The organism is uncultured Caulobacter sp. (assembly GCF_947036865.1).
GTDB lineage: Bacteria > Pseudomonadota > Alphaproteobacteria > Caulobacterales > Caulobacteraceae > Caulobacter.
In genome coordinates, this window is record NZ_CAMQSF010000001.1 from 373,475 (window position 1) to 395,075 (window position 21,601).

The window sequence follows — 21,601 nt, forward strand, 5'->3', positions numbered from 1 at the left end:
TTCATCCTGGGGCTATTGACCATTTCGGATTAGTTAATCTCGATCTTTACCTCAATGCGGACGTAAAATAAGGACACTATATATATAAATATCGGCGTTATCGGATATCGCTCTTCATCAGAGCTATCCTTTCGGCTTTTCGACGGCTTCTGAATATGAGGAGCCGGGGCGGGCGGGATGAATTCGCCGCCCACGTACCCGCCTTAAGGATGTGCGGAGCATGTAAAAATAGGACGAGCGACGCCTAGACACTTGAGGAGATGATAAGTTTCCTGCCGGTATTCAGGCCGATAACACCCATGAGGCCCTCGACGTCGTGACGACTCCGCTCTCGCCTTTCCCAGGTTCCAACCCGCAAAAGGGCGACGAGGGCGTGACGCGGCCCGACCGAATTTGGCGGCTCGCGGCGGACGGGCGGGTCATCGCTCAAGATGTTCCGGACGCCGGCGGCGCGGAGACTTCGGCTCAGCGGGTTCATTGGCGCGAGCTGTGGCGCGACGAGAACCGCGCCTCCGCCGAACGCGCCCTGGAACGCGCGCGCACCGGGCGATCGGTGCGCTTTCGAACATCCGAGCGCGCGGCGGATGGGACGCGCATCTATCGCGAGACCCTGATCGCGCCCATCCCGGGTTTGCCGGGCGAACTGCTGGCGGTGTCCAGCGACGTCACCGAGGCCGCCGAGGCGAGCGCGCTGATGACGTCGGTGATCAGCGCCCTGCCCTCGCCGCTTCTGGCCAAGTCGCTGCGCAACAACCAGGTCATCCTGTGGAATCCCGCCGCCGAGGCGGCCTTCGGCCTGGACGCCGAGGAGGTGCTGGGCCGCGATATCCAAGAGGCGCTCGGGGCGGATCTCGCCCAACGCTTGACCCCGGCCAGCGACGAGCAGATTCGCGGTGGCGAGACCCGCCTGAACGAGGCGGTCGCCATACCCCAGGCGTACGGTGGCGGCGCTTTCGACATCCGCTCCTATCTGACGTTCGACGACGAGGGCGAGCGCCACCTCGTGTCCATGGCGATCGACGCGGCCGAACGTCTGCGGCATGAGCAGGAGCTCTCCCAGGCCCTGCAAGCCGCCCAGGCGGCGAACACGGCGAAGGCGCGGTTCCTGACGAACATGAGCCACGAGGTGCGGACGCCGCTGAACGGGCTGGTGGCGTGCGCCGACATGCTTGGCCGGCTGGAGCTGTCCGCGGCGGGACAGGAGATGGTCTCGATCATCCGCGCGGCCAGCTCGACCTTGCACCGCCTGTTCGCCGACCTCCTGCAGGTGGCCGAGGGCGAGGAAACGCGGGGCTCGGCCGCGCGCCAGCCGTTCCAGCTCGGCGACCTGTCTCGCGCGGTGATCGGCGAGGCCGCCTTGGCCGCGCCGTCCAACATCAAGGTGGATTTGGACCTGGCGTCCGATCTCGACGCGGTGGTGATCGGCGACGAGCGGCGGCTGGGGCGCGCGCTGACGATCCTTCTGACCAACGCCTTGAAGTTCACCGAAGAGGGCGAGGTTCGATTGAGCGTCGAGGCGCGGGCGGACGAGCGCGTCCGCTTCGTCGTCTCCGACACGGGGATCGGGTTCAGCGCGGCCCAGAAGAGCGCCATCCTCGAGCGCTTCACCCAGGCCGATGAATCCTCGACCCGACGCTTCGGGGGTCTGGGCCTGGGACTTTCCATCGCGAGGGATCTCATCCAATCCATGGGCGGCGCGCTGGATTGCGACGGCAGTCCGGGCCGCGGCGCCGCGTTCTGGTTCGATCTGGCGCTGCCGCGCCGCGACCCGGCGCCCGCGCGCGCCGCCGATCCCGCGCCCCGGCCCGCGAAGATCCTGGTGGTGGACGATCACGAGGCGAACCGGCGGATCATCGACCTGATGCTGGCCGGCCAGGCGCTCACCGTGGGCGCCGTCAACGGGCAGGAGGCGCTCGTCGCCTACCGCGCCGGGCCGCCGGACCTCATTCTGATGGACGTCCAGATGCCCGTCATGGACGGCCTCACGGCGGTGAGGGAGATACGTCGGCATGAGCACGATGCGGGGCTGCCGCGCTGCCCGGTCATCATGCTGACGGCGAATGTCGGCGAGGACCATGCGCGCCGGAGCGCCGAGGCCGGGGCCGATCTGCATCTGGAAAAGCCGATCACCGCCGCGGCTCTGTTCGAGGGTATAGCGGTCCTTCTTTCCGCGTGAGGCGCGGCTCAAGCCAGGCGACGGCGCGCCGCGTCCGGCCACACCGCCTGCGCGCCCCGGGGCATGGTTCGCATGATCTCGATGAACGGAACCTCGCCCTTGATGTAGTCGTAGACGCCCATGCCCAGGAACTCCTGAGCATCCTTGTAGAGGTGTGAGCCGTCAAAATAGCCGTGCCGTCCGACGACTTCGGAGATGTCCACGCCTTGAATGATGTCCCATAGCGCGATGATGAAGCGTCGCCGCCGATGGAGAACGCGAGCGCCCAGGCCGATCGCGCTATTGAACACGCGCGTCGCGTTCCGGGGGGTCATTCCCGTCACGGCGGCCAGGTCCTCGGCGGTACAGGACAGGCCTTGATCGAGACGGCGCTCGACCTCGTCGACGAACGGACCGAAGCGCTCGTGCGGGCGGATCAAGGACGAGAGCTGGCCGTCCAGAAGCGCGACGACCTCTTCGTCATCGGCCTGCGCGTCCATCATCTCCAGGATCGGCGACGGATCCCAGCGCAGGACCGTCGCCGCGCTGGTGACCCGGTTGGCGTATCGGTCGGCGCGCCCCGCGCAGATCGCCGCCCAACCGGCGAGGGTCAGGCTCGCGAAGATCGACTTGCAGGGCCCGTAGCTGACGCGGAACGGCTCGGTGGCGATGCCGAAGATGCTGGCGGCGGGGATCGCCCGCTCGCTGGAGGCGCCAATCCTCAGCCGCCAGAAGGACTGGGGCGTGATAAAGTTTATTGTCGGCGAGATCGGGAGGAATAGATCCTCTATTCTAGCTCCATCAGAGATATCCGATATGAAAAATCCCGACACGAAGCGCCTCAACCTGTCCGAAGAGGCATAGAACCTCATCGACAAACCGGGCGGAGGCACCATTTTATTCATTTCCGGAACGCCGCAACTAAAACCTTCATCCCAGTTGCTCGAAAAATCGCGACGCCACGGCAGCAAAGGCTTTCGAGCACCGTGGTCTAATCGCCCATACGGTGCACGCAATCTAAAAGAGAGTCTGTGAAGTCAGGAAGTCGATATGCCAGTCAACTCAGCACAAAGCTGTCCTATTTTTACATATACGGCAGCTGTTTCAGATAACGCTGGAATAGTTGTTGCACGAACGTCAGAATGATTGGGAGAGCGCGCGCGATAATTGCCCCTTTGATCCCCTCAAAGACTGGGTGATCCCCCCGCCTTCGACCGACTGGTCCGCGCCGAGGGCCGCTCGCCAGCGATGTCCAAGCTTCTGGAGCCTGTTTCTGGCCTGGAGGGCCCCCTCGAAACCAGAGCGGCTCTAGCCGCGCCCCCAATAGGGCCCCAAGGCGGTGACGCTCGAGACGCCGAGCGCGAGCATGGCGCGGATGTCGGCGGCTTCGGTCAAACCCCAGGCCGCGACGGTCAGCCCCGCCGCGCGCGCGTCGGCGACAACGTCGGCGTCGATGTCCTTGAAATAGATGGACAGCTGACGGGCGCCATGCGCGGCCGCCGCCCGACCCAGCGAGCCGTCGTGGAGCAAGGGATCATGGCCGTCGTTCCAGGGCGAATGCCCCTGGGCGTCGCGGCGAACCTGCGGCTCCAGAACCTTCGGCACCACCAGGTGCGCGGTGTCGAGCCCCGGCGCCAGCAAGGCGACCTGCCGCAGGACGCTCCAATCGAAGGCGATGATCTTGCTGTGGGCGGTCCAGCCCTTGGCCGCCAGGCGGGCGATGACCGCCCGCGTGAGGCGATCGGGGTCGGAGGATTCTTCCGGTTGGGTGGGATCGGTCTTGATCTCCACGTAAAGCCTGGACGGGCGCGGCCCCGGCGCCGCGGCCAGAACGTCGATGACCTCGTCCAGGGTCGACAGGGCGGAGCCGTCCCACTGCTCCCGGAACGGATAGTCGGTCGCCGCCTTCGAGCCCGGCTTGGCTCGGCCCAGATCATAGGCGCGCAGCTGCTCCAGCGTCAGGTCGCGGATCTTGGGGCCAGGCTCCTCGATCCACTGGCCCGCGAGGCGGGCGGAATCCGAGCGAAGACGGTAGTCGTGGTGGGTGACGATCTCGCCGTCGGCGGTCAGGTGGACGTCGATCTCCACCCCGTCGACGCCGGGCGTGGCGACGGCGAAGCCGGCCGCCTTGGCGTTGTTGGGCGGCCAGCTGCCGCAGCCGCAGGCGCCGGCGATGAGCGGAACCTGGCTGGAGGTCGAAGAGGGCGTGGTCATGCGACGCTTCCCGGAGACGGGGCCGACCGGGCCAGCCGGCGGGCTATGGTTTGTTGTCGGCGCGCGGTCAGCGGGAACCGCCACAGCAGGACCAGCGCCACGAAGTTCAGCAGGGTCGGAATGAACAGATGCGAAAGCTGCAGGCCGGTGACCGCCATCGGGGTCAGGGGACCGCTGGCGGAATAGCCGAAGGCGCCGATCAGCAGGAAGGCCGCGCCGCCGCCGATGGCCGAGTTGAACTTGTCCAGCAGGGACTGCACGGCGAACAGCGGGCCGGTCAGCTGTCGGCCGGACCTGAGCCGCTCGTAGTCGACGATGTCGCCCAGCACGGCGGGCGTCGCCACGTTGGAGACCGAGAAGGCCGCGCCGGCGACGGCGAAGATCAGCAGCGACCAGGGCAAGGCGCCGGGCCCGGGCGTCAAAACGGCCATCGGCGGATAGACGGCGCCGGCGAGCGCCAGGCCCAGGCCCCAGGCCCGCGTCTTGCCCAGGCGGGCCATCACGGCCTGCCACAACGGCAGGGCCAGGAGATTGGCCCCGATATAGACGACCAGGGATAGCCAGGCGAAGTCCGCCAGCCGCAGATATCGGGTCTGGTAGAGGAACACGACGGCGATGAACATGCCGTTCGACAGGCCGTTCAGCACCGAGATCGCCGCGTAGAGCTGGAACGGCCGGTTGCGGCGCAGCACGTCGAGCAACGCCGCCGGCCGGAACGGCGCCGCGCTTCGCGGCCGGCTGGACGGCGCCAGGGCGACACAGGCCAGGGTCGAGGCCGCCACCAGTCCGGCGACGATCCAGCCGGTCGCGCGTAGGGTCTCGGCGGTGAAGGCGTGGGTCGCGAAGATCGGGGCCAGGGGCGTCACCGCGAAGAGCAGGCTGCCCGCATAGCCCGCGCCGACCCGATAGGCGAACAGCCTGGAACGCTCGTTGTAGCCGCCGGCCAGTTCGCTGCCCCAGGCGTTGTGCGGCACCACGATCATCGACCACCCGAGATAGAAGCCGATCAGGGCCAGGAACAGCCACAGCCCGCTGACCAGCCGGGGCGGATCGGTGAGCGCCAGATAGCTGGCGGCGAACACCGCCCCGCCGACGGCGATCCAGGCCTTGCGACCGCCGAACCGGCCCGGGGTGGCGTCCGACGCGGCCCCGACCGCGATGTCGAAGCCGACGTCCGCCACCCGGGTAAGCAGCAGCACCAGACCCAGCTCGGCCGGCGAGATGCGGCCGGTTTCGGTCAGGAGGCCCGGCAGCACCACGCTGACCGCATAGAGGGCCATGGCCACCGGCAGCGCCGGACCGGCATAGGCGAGCAGCCGTCCGGCCGAGATGCGCCGCGAAGCGCCGTCCATCGTCGTCATCCCTAGAACTTCGCCTGGAGTTCGACGCCGTAGGTCCTGGGCTGGCCGGGGGCCGCCAGATAGGCCCCGCTGAACAGCGGGAAGTCGTAGGCGTTGCGCAGGTACTTGGTGTTGGCGAGGTTCGCGCCGGTCAGATAGACGCCCCAACGGCCGGACGAGACCTTCAGCCCGACCCGCCCGTTGAGCACGCCATAGCCCCTCTGGAGCGTCTCGGGGGCGTGGGCGGTCTGTAGATACTGCTCGGAGAAGTAGGCGTAGTCGACGCGGGCGAAGGCCCGAACGTTCAGGGCGGGGATCTCGGTCTCGTACTGGGCCGAGAGCGCGCCGTGCAGTTTCGGCGCGTTGGGGATCACCCGCCCGGCGAGGTTCTGGACGCAGGTTCCCGTCGTCGCGGCGGCCTGGGCCGCGGTGCACGGCGCGCCGGCGTACTGGTCGTAGGTCGCCTCGTCATAGCTGAGGGCCAGATTGAGCAGCAGGCCCGCGGTCGGCGCGGCCGCGGCGTTCAACTCGACGCCTTCCGTCGTGGCCTGGGCCGCGTTGCCGACGATGAAGTTGGCGCCGTCGAAGTTCGAGACCTGCTGGTCCTTGACCACCATGTGGAACACCGCCACGTCGAACGACAGCCGGCGCTCGAACGCGTCGCCCTTCAGCCCGACCTCGTAGTTGGTGGCCTGCTCCGGCCGGAAGCCGACGGCCGCGACACTGGGAACCCCGAAGCCGTTATAGCCGCCGCCCTTATAGCCGCGGCTGACGGTGGCGTAGACGTTCGTCCGTTCGTCCAGCGCATAGCGGAGGCTCGCCGAGCCAGAGACCTTGTCCTCGGACTTGCTGACCGTGAATTGGCCCAGGTTCGGAATGGTCACGCCCTGCGGCTGAAAGCGGTTGTGGCGGTTGGACTGGCTGTCCCAGCGCAAACCCACGGTGGCGGTCAGGCGATCGTCGATCCGCACTGCGGCCTGGCCGAACAGCGCCGCCGCGCTGGTGCGGGTGCGGGTGATCTCCAGATCCTGAGCGCCCCTGGGGAAGGCGCCGCCCGTCACCGTCGTCAGGTCCTTGCGGACCGTGTTGAAGCCGCGATTGTTCTGGTCCTGGCGGTACAGGAACGCGCCCGCCAGCCACGAGACCCGAGCGCGCGGGTCGCTGGCGATCCGGACTTCCTGCGAATACTGCTTCTGCTTGGTGACCGCGCCCCCGTCCAGCAGGTCGAGCGGGATGTAGTCGACGTCGGTGATGTTGTCGTCCTTGAACCGCTGAAAGGCGGTGATCGAGGTCAGGGACACGCCGCCGCCCAGGTCGTAGACGCCCGTCAGGCTGGTGCGGAACTGCTCGAGCCGTTCGTGCGGCCGGAAATTGGCGGTCGCTTGGCGCTGATAGATGTCTGTCGGAAAGCTGACGCCGAACAGCGAGCCCAGATAGCCGAGGGTCGGCGAGAGCTTCAGCAGCCCGTAGTTTATGACGCTGGAGTCGTGGGAGTCGTAAGCGACCTTGAAGCTCAGATCGAGACCGGGCGCGACGACGCCGTCGACGCGTCCGCGCAGGCCGTAACGGCGGAACGAATTGCCGTCGTTCGCCGGCAGGGTGTTCTTGATATAGCCGTCGCGCGCGTCGCTGTAGCCGCTCAGCCGGAAGCCGATCTTGTCGGTGATCGGGCCGCCGAACCCGGCTTGGACATTCGTGGTCCCGAAATTGCCGACATAGGCGCGGGCGTCGGCTTCGAAGGTCGAGGACGGGCGGCGCGTGATGATGTTGATCGCCCCGGCGTCGGTGTTCTTGCCGTAGAGGGCGCCCTGAGGACCGCGCAGGACCTCCACCCGCTCCACGTCCGTCAGGTCCACGGCCAGGGACGCCGGCCGCGACTGATAGACGCCGTCGATGAACACGCCGACGCTGGGCTCGACCCCGGAATTGAGCGCGTCGGAGCCGATGCCGCGAATGGCGACATTGGTGTAGCTGGCGCCGACGGACTCATTGACCATCAGGCCCGGGGTCGCGCGGGCGAGATCCTCGAAGGTCGTGGTGCGGGTGTTCTGGAAATAGGTCTGGCCGAAGGTGACGATCGACAGCGGCACGTCGCGGGCCTTCTGCTCCACCTTCTGGGCGGTCACGATGACTTCGGTCAGGGCGTTCTGATCGGCGGCCCGCTGCTCGGCCGCGCGAGCGGAAGACCCGGTCGCCAAGATCATCACGGTCACGAGACCGCTGCTCGTCAGTAAACTGAAGATATTCCGCCCAAGCATCCCGCCCTCCACAGAAATGAGCCCGAGCGAATGCTGAACTCATTTTGTGGCGGTATACACATCTGGCCGTGACAGGCGGGCGCATTCTCCGCACCGGCTGTTGCGTCCAGATCAACACCTCGCCGGACGACCCCGCCGTCAGGAGGTCTTGGCGGCGGCCTCCGTGATCAGCCAGTTGCGGAACCGGCGGACGGTCCTGCGGGAGACGTCCTGCTTGCGGCAGACGAAGTCCAGCGACCGAACGCCGACGATCCGTTCGGCGAACGGCGCGACCAGGGCGCCGGAATTCAGCTCCGCCTCGCACAGCTCGCCGAAGACGAGGGCCACGCCCAGGCCGTTGGCCGCGGCCCGCATGACGAGGCTCATCGTGTCGAACTGGAGAACCTTGGAGGGCTTGATGTCGCCGCCGCCGACATGGGAGAGCCAGTCGCTCCAGGCGTCCTTCATCGTCGACAGGACGATCTGCTTGTGGCGCGAAAGGTCTTCCAGGGATCGGATCGGCGACCGGTTCAGCAGGTCGGGGCTGGCGACCGGGAATTGGCTCAAGGCCATGAACTTCTCGGCGTGGTTCGCGGTCGGCTGGCCCTTGCTGACCCGGATGACCACGTCGACGTCCTTCAGGTCGAGCTGGTCGTAATAGCCCACGCTGTCCAGCTGCAGCTCGATGTCGGAATTGGCGGCGTAGAATTTCGACAGCCGCGGCAGCAGCCAGACCGAGGCGAACGACTCCGGCACCGCCACCTTCAGGGTTCGGCGCCGGTCGGCCGAGGCGACGATCTCGGCGGCGTCGTGCAGCGCTTCGAAGGCCGGGCCGGTGACGCTGAAATAGGCCTTGCCGGCATTGGTCAGGCTGACGCCGCTGCGGCCTCGGTTGAGCAGCGCCTGGCCAAGGTCCGCCTCCAGCGCCTGAACGCGCCGGCTGACCGCCGACTTGCTGATATTGAGCTCGTCCGCAGCCCGAGAAATGCTCATCAGCCGGGCGACGACGACAAACGCCTCGATGGAGATCAGCGGCGGCAGGCGCTTGCGCATGGGCGCGTAGCTATCACGTCCCGCCTCGGCGGGTCCATGCGCGCGCGGCCTCTATCAGGAGGCGATGGACTCGCGCAGGCGCGCGGCGACGTCGCCGAGGGTGATGGCCGCCAAGGCGTCGTTGACTTCCAGAACGCCCTGACCGTGCTGTTGCGACAGGTTGCCGGTGAAGTCGGTCAGGGCCGTGATGTGCTGGGCCAGCATGTCGACCGTATGCAGCTCCTGCATCACCGACAGGCGATGCTCGTCGGGCACCAGTTCCAGGATCTTGCCGAGCGCCACGTCCAGGTGCCCGCACGCGATCGCGGCGAACGACATCTCCGCGGAGATCGCCTTCAACACCGTCTCGACGCTCGCCGGCGGCAGCTTGTCCGACATCATTACCCCCTGATTCCCTCAAGGGGAGGTCAGCATGCGCGGGGCGGATCCGGCAAGACCTTGATTTGCGCGACGAATTATCGCGCCCCCGAAGCCTTGTCCTGGAGCGATCCTAGATGGCGGTGCGCCTCAGAAGCTCGTCGCGGCGTTCGGCCATCTCCCGGCGCGTGCGCTCCAGAGCATCGCGCTCGGTCATCGACAGCAAGGCCTCCACCGTCCGGTTCAGATGCTCGTGGATCACCCGGCGAGCCTCCTTGGGATCGCGGCCGCGCAGGGCCGCGACGATGCGGTGATGATCGCGCGCGAACGCGTCCGGATCGGCCAGGCGGGCGCGGCGCAGCTGATGGGCGCAGTCGGGGAACTGCCGGCGAAGGGCCCAAATCTCCTCGACCGCCGCGACGATGGCGGCGTTGCGCGTCGCGTGGGCCACGGCCAGATGGAAGTCGTGCTCCAGCCGCTCGCCGTCTTCGGTGGCGGCCAGGTCGGCGAGCTCGCGGGCGATCCGCTCCAGCGCCGCGACCTGCTCGTCGGTGACCGCGGCGGCGGCGAGCGCGCAGGCCTCGCCCTCGAACAATCGCCGCGCCTCGGTCAGTTCCAACGCGCTGACCTCGGCCTCGGTCGCGTCGTCCTCGGGCTTGGCGCGCGCCGTGACGTAGACGCCAGACCCCTGCCGCGCCTCGACCAGACCCTGGAACTCGAGCGCGATCATGGCGTCGCGGATGGTGGGGCGGCTGACGCCGAACGAATCGGCCAGCCCTCGTTCCGAGGGGAGACGATCGCCGGGAACGTACCGCCCCTCGGCGATCGACGCCGCGATCGAGCGCGCGACCTGCTGGTACAATTTCTGCGGATCCGGCGCGCCGGCCATTTCGTCCCCTGGGTTCGTCCCCGCCATCTTAGCGCCTAGCGGAACCTTTGGAAGCCGAGCTGGAAGCCGCCAGGACCCGCACCTCGCTCGCGGCCAAAAGGAAGGCGCCGACGCCATAGAGCTGGGTGTCGTCGCGGCCGACCTGGTCGGGCGCGACCCCGACCCGCTGCACCCAGCCCAGGCGTCCGTCCGGCTCGATCGCCGCGTCCAGCGCCTTCCAGCCCCTGTCGATCACCGGGCCGTACTTGGCGCGCGACAGCAGGCCGTGGTTCACGCCCCAGGCCAGGCCATAGACGAAGAAGCCCGTGCCGCTGGTTTCGGGCGTCCTCTGCGGTTCCAGCAGCGAAACGGGCCAGTAGCCCTCCGGCCCTTGCAGCGGGGCGATCCTGGCCGCCATCTGCTTGAAGATGGCCTCGTAGCGCGGCCGGCTGGGATGGTTGGCCGGCAGGTCCCGCAGGATCCGCGCGATCCCGGCGAAGGCCCAGCCATTGCCGCGGCCCCAGAAGATCTTCCGCCCCGCCTCGCTCCGTCGCTTGATGAAGCGGCTGTCGCGGAAATAGAGGTGGTCGGCCTTGTCGTAGAGATAGTCCGTGGTCGCCCAGAACTCGCGGTCGGCGTGGTCGAGATAGCGCCGATCGCCGCTGACCCTGGCCAGCGACACCCAGGCCGGCGGGGCCATGAAGATCGCGTCGCTCCAGCACCAGCGGGCCTGGCAGTAGGGGTCGCCCTTGGCCGGCTTGGGTTCGAAATCGAGCGACACGGTCGAGGGGTTCGCCAGCACGGCGTCGAAGCGGGCGCGGATCGGCGCGAGCTTGCTCGGATCGCGCGTCCGATCGGCGGCCCAGACCCACACCGCGCCGGTCGCGTCGGCGTCGGCATGACGCGGGCGCGGGTCGAAGCCCCACTGCTCGGCCTCGCCATGCTTGAGCACGGCGGCCGTCAGATACGGATCCTGGGTCGCGTCGGCGAAGCTGTAGAGCCCGATATAGAAGGCCGCTTGGATCCAGTCGCGCGGCGCCTCGGTGTCCTTCCGGAAGGCCGAGACCGGGACATAGTCGAACCGGTCCATGTGGGTCAGCTGCCAGGCGGCGACCTTGCGGCCCGCGGCGTCGACGGAGGCGGCCGACACGGCGACGACGGCGGGCTTGCTCGCGGCGACCGCCGGGGCGGGGCTCCCGCTCAGAAGCGCGAGGGCGACAGCCCCGTTCAAGAGGATCTTCAAGCTCAACAGGGCGCTCCCGGTCAGCCCTCGGCGCCCAGGTCCGAGACGGCCAGAACGTCCATGTCGTCGAACTCGAGGTTCTCGCCGCCCATGGACCAGACGAAACTGTAACTGCCGGTGCCGACGCCGCTGTGGATCGACCAGCTGGGCGAAAACACCGCCTCGCCCTCGTCCATGAACACCGCGCGAGGTTCGGCCGGCTCGCCCATCAGGTGCATCACGCGACCGGGCGCGGCGTCGAAATACATGTAGATCTCGCTGCGGCGTCGGTGCGTGTGGGGCGGCATGGTGTTCCAGACATTGCCGTCTTCCAGCGCCGTGAAGCCCATCACCAGCTGGCAGGTCTCGACCAGACCCGGCCGGATGGCCTGGCGGATCACGCGCCGGTTGGCCGCCCCCGCCTCGCCCGCGAAGATCACCCGGGCCTCGTCGCGCCGGATGCGCCGGCTGGGATAGGCGGCGTGGGCCGGATAGCTGACGAAGTAGTAGCGGGCGGGCGCGGCCGCGTCCTTGCTGGCGAAGGCGACGGTCTCGACGCCGCGGCCGATATAAAGGCTGTCGTGACGAGCCAGATCGAAGCGCTCGCCGTCCAGGCTGATCCAGCCCGGACCGCCGATATTGATCACCCCCACCTCGCGACGCTCGCAGAAGAAGCGCGACGCCAGTTCGCGATGGGTCGGCAGCAGCAGCGGCGCATCGGTCGGCATGGCCGACCCCACCACCGCGCGCTCGACTTCCAGGTAGTCGAGGCTCAGCTCGCCTGGCCGGAAGAGTCGGTCGATGACGAAGGTCTCGCGCAGTTCCCGGGCCGTCATCCGGCTGAGACCGGCGCGGTCCGTGCTCTCGCGATAGGCCATCTGGACGACGGGCCGGGAGTCCGACTCGCTCGCCGGCGCGGACGGCGACCGGCCGCCGACTCCCTCGGCGCTGGCTCCTTGGCGCGCGTCCATCCCCGTCCCTTCTTGGTTTCTAAATCGACATTACCAATTTGACCGCGCGGCCGTAAAGAGCGAACCGGCGATGGACTAGGCTCGACCACCGACAGCGCGCGTCGCGCCCTCGGCTGACCCAAATCAAGGCCCCCAGCTCAACTGACCAGAGCATGTTCGCGCTAACATGGGTGGCCGGCGCTAAAAGGCCTGACCATCATGGCCCGTTTTGGGCATGCCAATTATGATTGGGGAGGCGCGGCCCTATTTCGCGGCGCTGGCGGCGCGAAGGGCGATCTCCTCGCGCTTGGCGGCGAGACTCTCGCGCGTGCGCTCGATGGCCTCGAGCTCGGCGGTCAGCAGCAGGTTCTCGATCAACCCGCCCAGGTGCGCCTGCATGGCCCCGCGCGCGGCCTTGGGATCGCGCGTCCGCAAGGCCTCGATGATCTCCGCGTGCTCGTCCTTCAGCGGCCGCTTGCGCACGTGCCGGGCCTTTTCGAGCATCTGCATGCAGAGCCGCGAGCGGTAGCGTAGGTCCCAGGTGTTCTCGATGATCCGCACGACGGCGCTGTTGCGCGTCGCCTGGGCGATCGTGATGTGGAACTGCCGGTCCGCCAGCTCGGACTGCTCCTTGGTCGATTCCTCGCTGTTCATCTCGGTGACCAGGGTTTCGAGATAGGCCAGCTCGTCGTCGGTGATCAGGGTGGCGGCCAGGGCGGCGGCCTCGCCCTCGAACAGGCGGCGCGCCTCGGCCTGCTCGAAGGCCCCGATGTCCAGGTCCTTGACCGGCGGCGGCGGCTGGTCGAGGCGGACATAGACGCCCGAGCCCTGCCGCGCTTCCAAGAGGCCGCGCATCTCCAGGGCGATGACGGCGCGGCGCACGGTGGGACGGCTGACGCCGAACTCGTCGGCCAGGTCGCGCTCGGACGGCAGACGCTGGCCAGGCTGGAACACGCCGTCGGCGATCGAGGCGCTGATCGAGGCCGCCACCTGCTGGTAGAGCCTCGCGGAATCCGGCGAAGGGGTGGTCATCTCGATAGCCGCGCACAGCGCCCAGGTCGGCGCCTGCCCAAGGACTAGCGCGCGTCCGGCCGCGTCACAAGCGCCCGAACCCAAGTGGCCTTACCATGCCCGCCTCCGGGCGGAAGGCGGCCGGAGGGAGGACTCCGGCCGCCGTCGTCGTCCGCCCCGGGAGGAGGTGGCGCAAGGTACGCAGCGCCCTGGTCGACGATCTGACGATTAAACGGGGCTCGGGCCGCGTTCCGTCGCGCCATCGACACTAGCGAAACTGGCCAGCCACGCAATACAAAATGGCCTGACCAATCTTTGAACCTATCGTAGCGCCCAAGACCGCGGTTTGGACGCGCGGCGCCCGCTAGACGAACACGTCCACCCGAACGCCGGGGTCCGCCCAGCTCTTGATCCGCCGCGAGGCGGCGTCCGTTGGGGCGTTTCCGCCGCCGACGCCCTTGTCATGGCGGTGGTCCTTGGCGTTGACGCCATAGGGGCCGTCCTTCGGATGGGCCGGATCGATATGCTTCTTGGCATAGTCGACGTCCGTGCAGTTCTTGCACGAAAAGCCGTTGACCGTGACGGGCCTGGGATAGTCTCCGCTGATCGCCATCGCTGTTCCCCTGGCGGCGCCGAAGAGACGCCCTCCAAGCTTTTCGCGCGAGGAGCCGCCTTGGTTACAGGCGGGCTCAAGCGGCCTGGCGCAAGCCCCAGGGGTGCGCGGGATAGAACCGCGCCATCATCCGCCCGACATAGGCGACCAGACGCGGATAGTCCTCGGCCTCTTCCCGCAGCGGCGAGTCGAAGAACGGCGTCAGGATCGCCGCCAGCATGGCGAAGGCCGTGGCGTCGACGCCGACGGGATGGGTGTCGCGCATCAGATAGGTCTTGTCTTCCAGGAGCTCGTCCAGCGCGCGCAGCGACAGGCTGCCCAGCCAGACCACCTCCTCGCGCAGGTGACGGCCGACCCCCACCGCGCGGACATTGGCGGCGACCGCCTCCCGCAAGCCCCGGCGCAGATCCTCGCGCAGGTGAGCCGGCGCCTGGTCGAACCAACGGCCGGGACCCTTGTCGAAATTGGCCGGGTCCAGAAAGCGGAAATAGCTCGACACCCAGCCCAGTTGGTTCTCGATCATCCGCTCGATGGCCCAGGCCTGGGCGCGCTCCCGGCCGGTCAGGCCGATGTCGAGATCGACATTGTACTTCCGCTCGATATGGGCGCGAATGAAGGTGGAGTCGCCGATGGCCTGGGCGGCGTCCTCGATCCACGGCAGCTGGCCCTTGGGCGCGGTCTCGCGGCTGCCCCTGGTCTTGCGATAGGGCAGCTTGGCCATCATCAGCTGCACTTCGGTCTTGGTCGCATAGGGGCTGATCTCGGGCAGCCCGAACCCGGCTCCGGCGGCGAACAGCGTGATCATCGTCCCTCTCCGATCGAATGTCGCGGTGACGACTTGCTACCGCCAGCCTCCTGCCAGCATGCTGTCAGTAGAGATCGTCGATATTCGAAATCATGAGACGCGCCGAACGCCTGTTCCAGATCATCCAGATCCTGCGCCGCAGCCGCGCGCCGGTGACCGCCGACGCCATCGCCGCGGAGCTGGAGACCTCCAAGCGCAGCGTCTATCGCGACATCGCCGCGCTGGTGGGACAGCGGGCGCCGATCCGGGGCGAGGCCGGGGTCGGCTATGTGCTGGAGGCGGGCTTCGACATGCCGCCGCTGATGCTGACGCCCGACGAGATCGAGGCGGCGGTGCTGGGCGCGCAATGGGTGGCCGGGCGCGGCGATCCGGTGCTGGCCAAGGCGGCCAAGGACCTGATCAGCAAGATCGCCGCCGCCGTGCCGGACCGCCTGCGCCCCTATGTGCTGGAGCCGGCCATCGGCGCCGCGCCGGCCTGGAAACCCGAGACCGACCGCATCGACGTCGCCCAGGTCCGCGCCTGGATCCACGCCGGCCGCAAGATCCGTCTCGACTACAGCGACGAGGCCGGGACGGTCAGCAATCGGGTGATCTGGCCGGTCTCGGTCGGCTACCGCGAGACGATCCGGATGATCATCGCCTGGTGCGAGCTGCGCGAGGCCTTCCGCACCTTCCGCACCGACCGGGTCGTCGGAGCGGAATTCCTGGACGAGCGCCACGGCAAGCGGCCGGCGGTGCTTCGGGCCGAGTGGATCAAGTTCCGCGACGCCGAGATCGCCGCCTGGAAGCTGAAGGAAGCCGCGGACTGCTAGATCCCGTGCCGCTTTGCGAAGCGCTCGAACAGCTCGGGCCACGCCGCCACGGGCTTGCCGACCGTGAAGCGCAGGCCAAAGCCGTGGCCGCCCTCCTCGAACACGTGCAGCTCGGACGGCACGGCCTTGGCCTTCAGCGCCGCGAACATGGTCAGCGAGTTCTCGACCGGCACGGTCTTGTCGTCGGCGGCGTGCAGCAGGAACACGGGGGCCAGGCCCTCGCGCACCTGCTTCTCGGGCGACAGCTCGCGGGCGCGGTCGGGCGTGTCGGCGCTGGTCAGCAGCTGCTTGCGCGAGCCAGGGTGGGCCGCCGTCAGGTCCAGCGTCACCACCGGATAGATCAGGGCCGACAAGTTCGGCTTGGCCGGAAGCTGATCGGCCGCGTCGACGGGGTCGTAGGTCGGCGCGTCGGACCGCACGGTCAGGTTGGCGGCCAGGTGCCCGCCGGCCGAGAAGCCCATGATCGCCACGCGGTCGGCCGAGAAGCCCATCTCGGCGGCTTTCGAGCGTATCAGGCGCATGCCGCGCTGGGCGTCCTGCAAGGGCGCGTCGCCGCCCGCCGCCCAGCCGTCGCCCGGCATCCGGTAGAACAGCACGAAGCAGGTATAGCCCCGGTCGGCCAGCCAACGGGCGGTCTCGTAGCCTTCCTTGTCCAGCACCACGCGCTCGTAGCCGCCGCCGGGGGTCAGCATCACGGCCGCGCCATTCGGCTTCTTGGGCCGGAAGACGGCCAGCTTGGGGTCGCGGGTGTGGACCTGGGCGCGGTCCATCAGCACCTTGGGATCGCCGCGCTCGATGATCTTCTCCTCGACCGTGACGCCCTCCCCGCCCGGCGCGCCGTGGGGCCACAGGCGCAGGATCTCGGTCGGGTCGGCGGGCTGTTTCGAGGAAGGGGTCATGGTCGCGGCCTCCGCCCCGCGCGCGCCCAGCGATCCCAGGACGCCGGTGAGAAAGGTGGCCAGGGCGCCGCGACGGTTCAGCATGGGATTTTAGCCTTCTGACGGGAGTGCTTGGCGGAGACCCTAGAGCGAGGGACACCGGTTTCCTAGAGGCTGGCGAACCGAAGATGGTGCAGCACGATCCCGCTGGTGGTGGCGACGTTGAGGGAGTCGAAGCCGTTGGCCATCGGGATGCCGACGGACCGGGCGCGCGCCATCACCGCCGGTGAAAGACCCGGTCCCTCGGCGCCCAACAGCACCGCCGTACGCGGCGCCGCCTTGAGGCTCGCCAGGATCTCGTCGGCCGACGGGCTCAGCGCCAAGGCCTCGAAGCCGGTCGCCGCCAGCAGGCTCGCGACATCCTCGCCCCGCCCCAGCCGCGCGGTCGGGACCGACAGCACCGCGCCGACCGAGACCCGGATGGCCTTGCGGTACAGCGGGTCGCAGCAGTCGGCGTCCAGGATCACCGCGTCGGCGCCGAAGGCGGCGGCGTTGCGATAGATGCCGCCCATATTGTCGTGATTGGCGATGCCGCACAGCACCAGCACGGTCGCGCGGGTCGGCAGGCCGCCGAGCAGGTCGTGGGCGGAAACGGGGTCCGCCTTCCGCCCCAGGGCTAGCACGCCACGATGCAAGTGGAAGCCGGCGATGGCGTCGAGCACGGCCTGGTCGGCCAGATGCACCGGCACGGCCTCGGGCAGGGCCGCGAGAACCTCGGCCAGCTTGTCGCGGCGCTTGGGGTCGATCAGCAGCGAAACCACGCGCTCGGGCGCGTCGCGGACGAAGGCGCGCAACACGGTCTCGCCCTCGGCGATGAACAGGCCCTCGCGGCCGACCAGGTCGCGCTCCTTGATGGCGCGGAACGGGGCGACGGCGAGGTCTTCGGGGTCGGTGACGACGCGGAACCGTGGCAAGGCGATCCTCGGGGCTCTAACGCACCCCTCGTATCGGCAGGATGGCCAGACCGCCAGCCGTCGCCAGGCTGGCGGCCATCAGGAAGAACAGCCGGAAGTTCTCGTGAGCGGGCCCCAGACACAACACCGCCAACACCGGCGCCAGGGCCTGGGGCAAGGTGTTGGCCAGATTGATCACGCCCAGACCCTTGCCCGCGTCGCGCTGGGAGGGCAGCACCTGGGTGACCAGGGCCAGGTCGATGGCGCAGAAGCAGCCCGCCCCGCAGCCATAGATCACATAGGCCCCCAGCAGCACCGGCCAGCTGGGCGACGTCGAGAACACGGTCATGGCCGCGGCCAGCGTCAGGGCCGCGCCGAACGCGAAGAGCTTGCGCCGCCGCAGCCGGTCGGAGAGCACCCCGCCCAGCATCGCGCAGACGACATTGAACACGGTCGAGACCGTCGCCAGGATCGCCAGACCCTCCTCGGCCCGATGGCCTGGGAACAGGCGCGGATAGTCCACCACGTCCTGCAGGAAGTAGAGCATGTAGCTCTGCACCAGGGTCAGGGCGACCAGCACCAGGAACCGCCCCAGCCAGGCGAAGGCGAAGTCGGGATGCCGGCGCGGATCGATCCAGAGCCCGGCGAGGAAGGCCAGCAGCCGGAACGGCGGCGCGTCGGTCTTGGCCAGCGGCGGGTCGCGCAGGGTCAGCACGAAGGGCGCCAGGCCCAGCAGCAGGGCGGCCGAAATCGCCGCGTAGCGCTGGCCTTCGACCACGAGCAGGCCGCCGATGACCACCGCCCCGATCGCCGTGCCGATGGGATTGCCCAGGCTCAGGAACGCCGCGACCAGACCCTTCTGGGTGTCCGGCACGCGGTCCGGCAGCACCGCCACCAGGGCCGAGAAGCAGAGGTTGAACGTCAGCTGGAACAGGATGACCCCGCCGATCAGCGCCAGCGGGGTTCGGGCGTTCATGATCGCCAGATAGGCCAGGGCCGCGCCCAGCGCGCCGATCACCATCCAGGGCCGGCGACGGCCAAAGCGCGAGGTCGTCCGATCGCTGATCGCCCCGGCCAGCAGGTTGGCGATGCTGGCGACGATCGCGCCGTAAAAGGTGACCTGGCTCAGCACCACCGCCTTGGCCGCGGGGTCGATCGCCGCGGCTTTCAACGGCAGCAGCACCTGCAACAGCGGCTGAAACGAGACGAACGCGGCGATCTGCGCAAGGGTGTAGGCGGCGATGAAGCTCGCGCGCACTCGCGCCTCCGGCCGCCCTCCCTGGTCAAACGCCATCTGGCCTCCCCTTTCGCGATCTGCCGCCGCGCGGAAGCGACAGTGGCCGCGCCGTCGGGGCGAGACAAGGGGCGACCTCAGGTCAAGCTCGGTGTTTCCTTCCAGGCGGGACAGGCTCTAGGGTGGCGCGCATGGGCGTGAGTCTGAGACAGGTCTGGGCGGTGCGATGGCCTCGGTGACGATCTACGACGTCGCCGCGCGGGCCGGCGTCTCCATCAAGACCGTCTCGCGGGTGATGAACAAGGAGCCGAACGTTCGGCCCGCCATGCGCGACCGCGTGCTCGAGGCGGCCGGCGCGCTCGGCTACAGCCCCAATCTGTCGGCGCGCAGCCTGGCGGGCTCGCGCTCGTTCGTGATCGCGGTGTTCGTCGACGCGGCCCTGACCATCGACCATTGGCGCAGCGAGCGCGGGGCGGACTATCTCAGCCGCATACAGCTGGGCGCGACGCTGGAGTGCCGCGACGCCGGCTATCACCTGCTGATCGAACTGATCGACCACGAGGGTCCGCAGGTCCGCCAGGAGGTGGCCGCCCTGCTGGCCGCGCTGAAGCCCGACGGCGTGATCCTGACCCCGCCGTCCTGCGACAACGCGGTGGTGCTGGAACTGCTGGACAAGGCCGGCACGCCCTATGTGCGCGTCGGTCCCGAGCGCGCCGAGGGCCTGGGCCCTCGCGTGCACATGGACGACGTCGCCGCCGGCCGCGAGATGACGCAGCACCTGGCCGGCCTCGGCCACCGGCGGATCGGCTTCATCGTCGGCGAGCCGCGCTACGGCGCCAGCCAGGCGCGGCGTCAGGGCTATCTGGAAGCGATGAAGGCTCTCGGCCTGCCGGTGAACGACGCCTGGGTCCGCCAGGGCGACTTCACCTTCCAGTCGGGACTGGACCAGGCCAAGGCCCTGCTGGCCCTCCCTGATCGTCCGACGGCGATATTCGCCAGCAACGACGACATGGCCCTGGGCTGCGTGGCGGCGATCGCCGAGGCCGGGCTGATGACGCCGGGCGACATCTCGGTCGCCGGGTTCGACGACAGCCCCAGCTCGCGCTTCAGCCGACCTCAGCTGACCACGGTCCGCCAGCCGGTGGCCGAGATGTCGTCCCTGGCCGCGCGCCTGCTGATCGAGCAGTCGAAGAACGGCGCGACCTCCGATCGCCCCGTCGACGAGCTGCTGCCGTTCGAGCTAATCCACCGCGCCTCGACGGCCCCGCCGCCGCGCTGAGCGTCTTGGCGTCTAACGCCCCGGACGGGCGAAGGCGGCGACGCGGGCGCGGGCGGCGTGGACCGGGTTCTCGGGACGACGCTCCTCGTGGGCCGGCGGGGCGTACTGGGCGCCCAGGCGGAACGACCCCACCCTGTTCGACAGCTCGGCGGCCTCGACCCGCAGGGCGTGGGTCGCCTCCGTCGATCGCGACGCCATGGCGGCGTTGCGCTGGGTCACCTGGTCGAGCTGGTTGACGGCCGCGTTCACCTGGCCGAGCGCCGTGGCCTGCTCGCTGGCCGAGGCGGCGATGACGTTGACCAGCTCGTCGATGCCCTCGACCTTGTCGACGATGCCCCGCAGCGCCTCGCCCGTCTGGCCGACGAGGTCGACGCCCTCGCTGACCTGACGGCTGCTCTCGGTGATCAGCGACTTGATCTCGCGCGCCGCCTCGGCCGAACGCTGGGCAAGAGCCCGGACTTCCTGGGCGACCACCGCGAAGCCCTTGCCGGCGTCGCCGGCGCGCGCGGCCTCGACCCCGGCGTTCAGGGCCAGCAGGTTAGTCTGGAAGGCGATCTCATCGATCATGCCCAGGATCTGGTTCACCTGCTGCGACTGGGCCTCGATCTTGGTCATGGCCTCGGCGGCGCGGGTGACGATCTCGCCCGACCGCTCGGCCTCGGCGCTGGCCGCGCCGACCCGCGAGGACACCTCGCGGGCGCTCTGGGCGGTCCGGCCCACGGCGCCGGCAAGCTGCTCGACGGCGGCCGCCGTCTGCTCCAACGTCGCGGCCTGCTGCTCGGTGCGCTGCGAGAGGTCCTCGGCGCTGTGAGCGATGTCATCGGCGCTAGCGCGGATATCGCCGGCGGTGCGGTCCACCGCGCCCATGGCCTCGGCCAGGGCGACGGCGGCCTGCTCGAACTCGGTCCGCAGGCCGTGGAACGCCGGCGCCAGATCGCCTTCGACGCGCGCCGACAGATCACCGGCCGCCAGGCGCGACAAGGCCTCCCCGATCGCCTTCACAGAGTCGGCCTGACGCTGCTCGGCCGCCTCGCGCTCGGCCTCCAGGGCGTCGCGTTCCCGCGTGAGCAGGTCGACATGGGTCGAGATCGACAGGTCCAGGTCCAGGAACATCGCCTTGGTCAGGGCGGCCAGGCCCTCCGCGAGCTCGGCGTCGGCCTTGGCCGCGTTGAACAGGCCTTTGGCGCGCTTGGTCACCACCGCGCGGATCAGCGCCTCGGCGACGAGGGCGTAGCCGCCCACGGACCACCGCGGCGACAGTTCGGCCTCGTAGTGAGCCCGACCGAGGCGTTCGGCCTCGTCGAGGTAGGTCTCGCCATGGTCGGCCTGGGCGATCCGCCGCCAGTGCGCGGCCTGATCGCGCTGAGCCCCGGCCATGTCCGAGAACGCGCCGCGCGCCTCGGGGAAGGCTCGGACCTGGCCGTCAACCTGGCCCAGCGCGGCCGAGATCTCGGCGTCGATCACCGGCTTCAGCGCCCGCAGCGCCGACCGCGACCGCTCGTCGAAGCGCATGAAGGCCATTCGCTGGTCGAGCTTGGCGTGGGCGCTCATGACGTCGGGCTCCGGGTCGGTCGGTAAGAATTGGTTCACCATGTTCTGGGGGCAATCCGTTAACCAAGC

General features: G+C 68.9%; 19 protein-coding genes. 3 read left to right on the forward strand and 16 right to left on the reverse strand.

What is annotated here, in order from left to right:
- The first annotated feature begins 373 nt into the window (after positions 1-373).
- Positions 374-2,176 (forward strand): response regulator, encoded by a 1,803-nt coding sequence (locus Q0V34_RS01780; RefSeq protein ID WP_297506875.1) that lies wholly within the window; start codon positions 374-376, stop codon positions 2,174-2,176.
- Positions 2,177-2,184: 8 nt separating this feature from the next.
- On the opposite strand, the gene Q0V34_RS01785 is transcribed toward Q0V34_RS01780, so the two are convergent.
- From Q0V34_RS01785 to Q0V34_RS01840, 12 genes are all read right to left on the reverse strand, one after another.
- A complete protein-coding gene (locus Q0V34_RS01785) occupies positions 2,185-3,126 on the reverse strand; it encodes a helix-turn-helix domain-containing protein (RefSeq protein WP_297506877.1) in 942 nt (313 codons plus the stop codon).
- 337 nt (positions 3,127-3,463) lie between these two features.
- Positions 3,464-4,369: a glycerophosphodiester phosphodiesterase family protein gene (locus Q0V34_RS01790; RefSeq protein WP_297506879.1), complete on the reverse strand. Its 906-nt coding sequence runs from the start codon at positions 4,367-4,369 to the stop codon at positions 3,464-3,466.
- A complete protein-coding gene (locus tag Q0V34_RS01795; RefSeq protein WP_297506881.1) occupies positions 4,366-5,721 on the reverse strand; it encodes an MFS transporter in 1,356 nt (451 codons plus the stop codon). The genes Q0V34_RS01790 and Q0V34_RS01795 overlap by 4 nt, the downstream gene beginning before the upstream one ends.
- An 11-nt stretch (positions 5,722-5,732) precedes the next feature.
- Positions 5,733-7,913, reverse strand: a complete 2,181-nt coding sequence (locus Q0V34_RS01800) for a TonB-dependent receptor (protein WP_297506986.1) — start codon at positions 7,911-7,913, stop codon at positions 5,733-5,735.
- 192 nt (positions 7,914-8,105) lie between these two features.
- Complete coding sequence (locus Q0V34_RS01805; RefSeq protein WP_297506883.1) at positions 8,106-8,999, reverse strand: LysR substrate-binding domain-containing protein; 894 nt, start codon at positions 8,997-8,999, stop codon at positions 8,106-8,108.
- A gap of 54 nt (positions 9,000-9,053) precedes the next feature.
- Positions 9,054-9,377 (reverse strand): hypothetical protein, encoded by a 324-nt coding sequence (locus Q0V34_RS01810; RefSeq protein WP_297506885.1) that lies wholly within the window; start codon positions 9,375-9,377, stop codon positions 9,054-9,056.
- Positions 9,378-9,489: 112 nt separating this feature from the next.
- Positions 9,490-10,245 (reverse strand): FadR/GntR family transcriptional regulator, encoded by a 756-nt coding sequence (locus Q0V34_RS01815; RefSeq protein WP_297506887.1) that lies wholly within the window; start codon positions 10,243-10,245, stop codon positions 9,490-9,492.
- Between the two features lie 28 nt (positions 10,246-10,273).
- Positions 10,274-11,473 (reverse strand): glycoside hydrolase family 88 protein, encoded by a 1,200-nt coding sequence (locus tag Q0V34_RS01820; protein WP_297506889.1) that lies wholly within the window; start codon positions 11,471-11,473, stop codon positions 10,274-10,276.
- Positions 11,474-11,487: 14 nt separating this feature from the next.
- On the reverse strand, positions 11,488-12,417 hold the full coding sequence (gene kduI / locus Q0V34_RS01825) for a 5-dehydro-4-deoxy-D-glucuronate isomerase (RefSeq protein WP_297506891.1): 930 nt from the start codon (positions 12,415-12,417) through the stop codon (positions 11,488-11,490).
- Positions 12,418-12,660: 243 nt separating this feature from the next.
- The gene (locus tag Q0V34_RS01830) at positions 12,661-13,428 is read right to left on the reverse strand and encodes a FadR/GntR family transcriptional regulator (RefSeq protein ID WP_297506893.1); all 768 of its coding nucleotides are present in this window, start codon (positions 13,426-13,428) and stop codon (positions 12,661-12,663) included.
- 343 nt (positions 13,429-13,771) lie between these two features.
- Positions 13,772-14,020 carry a hypothetical protein gene (locus tag Q0V34_RS01835; RefSeq protein ID WP_297506895.1) on the reverse strand — a complete coding sequence of 83 codons (249 nt, stop codon included), beginning with the start codon at positions 14,018-14,020 and terminating at the stop codon, positions 13,772-13,774.
- Positions 14,021-14,096: 76 nt separating this feature from the next.
- Positions 14,097-14,825, reverse strand: a complete 729-nt coding sequence (locus tag Q0V34_RS01840; RefSeq protein WP_297506897.1) for a glutathione S-transferase family protein — start codon at positions 14,823-14,825, stop codon at positions 14,097-14,099.
- A 92-nt stretch (positions 14,826-14,917) separates the two neighbouring features.
- Here Q0V34_RS01840 and Q0V34_RS01845 point away from each other — a divergent pair, with 92 nt between their 5' ends.
- Positions 14,918-15,637 (forward strand): YafY family protein, encoded by a 720-nt coding sequence (locus tag Q0V34_RS01845; protein ID WP_297506899.1) that lies wholly within the window; start codon positions 14,918-14,920, stop codon positions 15,635-15,637.
- Here Q0V34_RS01845 and Q0V34_RS01850 read toward each other — a convergent pair.
- From Q0V34_RS01850 to Q0V34_RS01860, 3 genes are all read right to left on the reverse strand, one after another.
- Positions 15,634-16,620: an alpha/beta hydrolase gene (locus Q0V34_RS01850; RefSeq protein ID WP_297506901.1), complete on the reverse strand. Its 987-nt coding sequence runs from the start codon at positions 16,618-16,620 to the stop codon at positions 15,634-15,636. The two genes, Q0V34_RS01845 and Q0V34_RS01850, sit on opposite strands and share 4 nt — an antisense overlap.
- A 62-nt stretch (positions 16,621-16,682) precedes the next feature.
- Positions 16,683-17,489, reverse strand: coding sequence for an RNA methyltransferase (locus tag Q0V34_RS01855; protein WP_297506903.1), 807 nt, complete (start codon positions 17,487-17,489; stop codon positions 16,683-16,685).
- Positions 17,490-17,505: 16 nt separating this feature from the next.
- Complete coding sequence (locus tag Q0V34_RS01860) at positions 17,506-18,762, reverse strand: MFS transporter (protein WP_297506905.1); 1,257 nt, start codon at positions 18,760-18,762, stop codon at positions 17,506-17,508.
- A gap of 166 nt (positions 18,763-18,928) precedes the next feature.
- On the opposite strand from Q0V34_RS01860, the gene Q0V34_RS01865 reads away from it, so the two are divergent.
- Positions 18,929-19,981 carry a LacI family DNA-binding transcriptional regulator gene (locus Q0V34_RS01865; protein WP_297506907.1) on the forward strand — a complete coding sequence of 351 codons (1,053 nt, stop codon included), beginning with the start codon at positions 18,929-18,931 and terminating at the stop codon, positions 19,979-19,981.
- 12 nt (positions 19,982-19,993) lie between these two features.
- Here Q0V34_RS01865 and Q0V34_RS01870 read toward each other — a convergent pair whose 3' ends face one another.
- The gene (locus Q0V34_RS01870) at positions 19,994-21,532 is read right to left on the reverse strand and encodes a methyl-accepting chemotaxis protein (protein WP_297506909.1); all 1,539 of its coding nucleotides are present in this window, start codon (positions 21,530-21,532) and stop codon (positions 19,994-19,996) included.
- Positions 21,533-21,601 lie beyond the last annotated feature (69 nt).

Coding starts and splice junctions, on each gene's coding strand:
- Q0V34_RS01795 (WP_297506881.1), bottom strand. CDS start 5,721: ATGGACGGCGCTTCGCGGCGCATCTCGGCCGGACGGCTGCTCGCCTAT.
- Q0V34_RS01865 (WP_297506907.1), top strand. CDS start 18,929: ATGGCCTCGGTGACGATCTACGACGTCGCCGCGCGGGCCGGCGTCTCC.
- Q0V34_RS01815 (WP_297506887.1), bottom strand. CDS start 10,245: ATGGCCGGCGCGCCGGATCCGCAGAAATTGTACCAGCAGGTCGCGCGC.
- kduI (WP_297506891.1), bottom strand. CDS start 12,417: ATGGACGCGCGCCAAGGAGCCAGCGCCGAGGGAGTCGGCGGCCGGTCG.
- Q0V34_RS01870 (WP_297506909.1), bottom strand. CDS start 21,532: ATGAGCGCCCACGCCAAGCTCGACCAGCGAATGGCCTTCATGCGCTTC.
- Q0V34_RS01840 (WP_297506897.1), bottom strand. CDS start 14,825: ATGATCACGCTGTTCGCCGCCGGAGCCGGGTTCGGGCTGCCCGAGATC.
- Q0V34_RS01790 (WP_297506879.1), bottom strand. CDS start 4,369: ATGACCACGCCCTCTTCGACCTCCAGCCAGGTTCCGCTCATCGCCGGC.
- Q0V34_RS01805 (WP_297506883.1), bottom strand. CDS start 8,999: ATGCGCAAGCGCCTGCCGCCGCTGATCTCCATCGAGGCGTTTGTCGTC.
- Q0V34_RS01830 (WP_297506893.1), bottom strand. CDS start 13,428: ATGACCACCCCTTCGCCGGATTCCGCGAGGCTCTACCAGCAGGTGGCG.
- Q0V34_RS01850 (WP_297506901.1), bottom strand. CDS start 16,620: ATGCTGAACCGTCGCGGCGCCCTGGCCACCTTTCTCACCGGCGTCCTG.
- Q0V34_RS01800 (WP_297506986.1), bottom strand. CDS start 7,913: ATGATCTTGGCGACCGGGTCTTCCGCTCGCGCGGCCGAGCAGCGGGCC.
- Q0V34_RS01810 (WP_297506885.1), bottom strand. CDS start 9,377: ATGTCGGACAAGCTGCCGCCGGCGAGCGTCGAGACGGTGTTGAAGGCG.
- Q0V34_RS01835 (WP_297506895.1), bottom strand. CDS start 14,020: ATGGCGATCAGCGGAGACTATCCCAGGCCCGTCACGGTCAACGGCTTT.
- Q0V34_RS01845 (WP_297506899.1), top strand. CDS start 14,918: ATGAGACGCGCCGAACGCCTGTTCCAGATCATCCAGATCCTGCGCCGC.
- Q0V34_RS01860 (WP_297506905.1), bottom strand. CDS start 18,762: ATGGCGTTTGACCAGGGAGGGCGGCCGGAGGCGCGAGTGCGCGCGAGC.